This is a genomic window from Pseudomonas sp. NPDC088885, from assembly GCF_044750025.1.
Classification (GTDB): Bacteria; Pseudomonadota; Gammaproteobacteria; order Pseudomonadales; family Pseudomonadaceae; genus Aquipseudomonas; species Aquipseudomonas rustica.
On sequence record NZ_JBIVJB010000207.1, the window covers coordinates 1 to 2,719 of the forward strand.

1 protein-coding gene is annotated in these 2,719 nt (G+C 59.4%); it reads left to right on the forward strand.

Annotated elements, in window-relative coordinates:
* On the forward strand, positions 1-2,587 hold a 2,587-nt coding region (gene alaS, locus ACIP1X_RS28520), incomplete at its 5' end, for an alanine--tRNA ligase (RefSeq protein ID WP_400755929.1).
* Positions 2,588-2,719: the final 132 nt, after the last annotated feature.

Sequence of the window (2,719 nt, forward strand, 5' to 3'; positions counted from 1 at the left end):
TCGCTTCTTCGAAGAGCAAGGCCACACCCGTGTAGCCTCCAGCTCTTTGATTCCGGGCAACGACCCAACCCTGCTGTTCACTAACGCGGGGATGAACCAGTTCAAGGACTGCTTCCTGGGCCAGGAAAAACGTGCGTACACCCGTGCGACCAGCAGCCAGAAATGCGTGCGTGCCGGTGGCAAGAACAGTGACCTGGAAAACGTCGGTTATACCGCTCGTCACCACACGTTCTTCGAAATGCTCGGTAACTTCAGCTTCGGTGACTATTTCAAGAAAGACGCGATTACCTACGCGTGGACCTTCCTGACCGGCGTTCTGCAACTGCCGAAGGAAAAACTCTGGGTCACCGTCTACGCCTCCGACGACGAAGCGTATGACATCTGGACCAAAGAAATCGGTGTGCCGGTCGAGCGCATGATCCGCATTGGCGACAACAAAGGCGCGCCATACGCCTCCGACAACTTCTGGACCATGGGCGATACCGGCCCGTGCGGCCCGTGCACCGAGATTTTCTACGATCACGGCGACCACATCTGGGGCGGCCCGCCGGGCTCGCCGGAAGAAGACGGCGACCGTTACATCGAGATCTGGAACAACGTATTCATGCAGTTCAACCGCACCGCCGATGGCGTCTTGCATCCGTTGCCAGCGCCGTCGGTCGACACCGGCATGGGCCTGGAGCGGATCAGTGCGGTGATGCAGCACGTCAATTCCAACTACGACATCGACCTGTTCAAGAACTTGCTGAAGGCCTCGGCTGAAGCAATCGGCTGCGAAAACGGCGATCAGTCTTCGTTGAAAGTCGTGTCCGACCACATCCGTTCGTGCGGTTTCCTGATCGCCGACGGTGTGCTGCCGTCCAACGAAGGTCGCGGTTATGTACTGCGCCGGATCATCCGTCGCGCTTGCCGTCACGGTAACAAGCTGGGCGCTACCGGCAGCTTCTTCTACAAGATCGTTGCCGCACTGGTTGCCGAGATGGGCGAAGCCTTCCCGGAACTGAAGAAGCAGCAAAGCAACATCGAGCGCGTGCTCAAGGCTGAAGAAGAGCAGTTCTCCAAGACGCTGGAGCACGGCCTGAAAATTCTTGAGCAGGATCTGCTGGAACTCAAAGGCACCGTGGTGCCGGGCGACGTAGTGTTCAAACTCTACGACACCTACGGTTTCCCGATGGACCTGACCGCCGACATCGCCCGCGAGCGCAGCCTGACTGTCGATGAAGTCGGCTTCGAACGTGAGATGGAAGCTCAGCGTGTGCGTGCGCGTTCGGCCAGCTCGTTCGGTCTGGACTACAACACCTTGGTCAAGGTTGACGTGGCCACCGAGTTCACCGGTTACAAAGACACCAGCGGTTCGGCAAAAATCGTTGCTATCTATAAAGATGGTCAGTCGGTCGACGTCTTGAATGAAGGCGAAGAGGCGGTGATCGTTCTGAATCAGACGCCGTTCTACGCTGAGTCCGGCGGCCAGATCGGCGACTGCGGTTATCTGCAGGCCGGCAGCAGCCGTTTCGACGTGCGCGACACCACCAAAACCGGCGGCGCTTTCCTGCACCACGGTGTGCTGGATTCGGGCAGCCTGACCATCGGCGCGCCAGTGGAAACCCACGTCGACGCCGAAGTGCGTCACGCCACTTCGTTGAACCACTCGGCCACGCACTTGTTGCACGCTGCACTGCGCCAGGTTCTGGGCGAGCACGTTCAGCAGAAAGGTTCGTTGGTCGATAGTCAGCGCCTGCGTTTCGACTTCAGCCACTTTGAAGCGATCAAGCCTGAGCAGATCAAAGCGCTGGAAGACATCGTCAACGCCGAGATTCGCAAGAACTCCGCGGTTGAAACCGAAGAAACCGACATCGAAACCGCGAAGAACAAAGGCGCGATGGCGCTGTTCGGCGAGAAGTACGGCGACAACGTACGCGTGCTGAGCATGGGCGGCGATTTCTCCGTCGAACTGTGCGGCGGTATCCACGCCAACCGTACCGGCGACATCGGTCTGCTGAAAATCATCAGCGAAGGCGGTGTGGCTTCGGGTGTGCGTCGTATCGAAGCAGTCACCGGTGCAGCGGCACTGGCGTATTTGAATGCTGCAGAAGAACAACTCAAGGAAGCGGCCAGCCTGGTCAAGGGCAGCCGCGACAACCTGATCGACAAGCTGTCGGCTGTGCTCGAGCGCAACCGCCAACTGGAGAAGCAACTCGAGCAGTTGCAAGCCAAGGCGGCGAGCGCGGCGGGCGACGATCTGTCGTCCTCGGCACTGGACGTCAAAGGCGTGAAGGTTTTGGCCGCACGTCTGGATGGTCAGGACGCCAAGGCGCTGCTGGCGCTGGTTGATCAGTTGAAGAACAAACTCGGCCGCGCAGTGATCCTGCTCGGCAGTGTCCATGAGGAAAAGGTCGTTCTGGTTGCAGGCGTAACCAAAGACCTGACTGGCCAACTCAAAGCCGGTGATTTGATGAAGCAAGCTGCTGCGGCAGTGGGCGGGAAGGGCGGTGGTCGTCCGGACATGGCGCAGGGCGGTGGCGTTGATGCCGGCGCGCTGGATGGTGCACTGGCGCTGACCGTTCCATTCGTCGAGCAGGGTTTATAAGACGGTCCGTCGGGCCCGCAGTCTAGTGGCGGGCACGGCGGCTGTTCGAGTGATTATTGGGCGCCCTTCATGGGCAGAGGCGGCTTTGAATTGGCTTTGATCGTACAGAGAGTGGGCGGCTCCTCGGTCGGT